This window comes from Pseudoalteromonas luteoviolacea DSM 6061, assembly GCF_001625655.1.
GTDB classification, from domain to species: domain Bacteria; phylum Pseudomonadota; class Gammaproteobacteria; order Enterobacterales; family Alteromonadaceae; genus Pseudoalteromonas; species Pseudoalteromonas luteoviolacea.
Genome location: NZ_AUYB01000066.1, coordinates 1 through 340 on the forward strand (window position 1 = coordinate 1; position 340 = coordinate 340).

Annotated in this window: 1 pseudogene; it reads left to right on the plus strand. The window is 40.0% G+C overall.

Features of this window, described 5'->3' with window-relative positions:
• A pseudogene (locus N475_RS02740) lies at positions 1-340 on the plus strand (transposase); the annotation flags it as partial.

The following is a 340-nucleotide window of genomic DNA, read 5'->3' on the forward strand; positions in this document are numbered from 1 at the left end:
GTGCTTAGCGTATGTGGATTTAAATCCTGTGAGAGCCAAAATGGCAAAGACGCCAGAAGAGTCAGACCATACTAGTATTAAAAAGCGCGTTGAAACAGCAAAAGAGGGTAAACAGCCTAAGTCACTCATGCGTTTTTCTGGTAATCCAAGAAAGTACATGCCTAAAGGTTTACCGTTTGAGTTTAAATATTATTTAGAACTTGTAGATTTGACTGGGCGATGTATTCGTGAAGATAAACGCGGGTTTATCACAGACGCTCAACCTATCTTAGCGAGGCTCAATATTCAACCTGATAATTGGCTAAAACTCACCACTCAGTTTACCAAAGTGTTTAAAGGC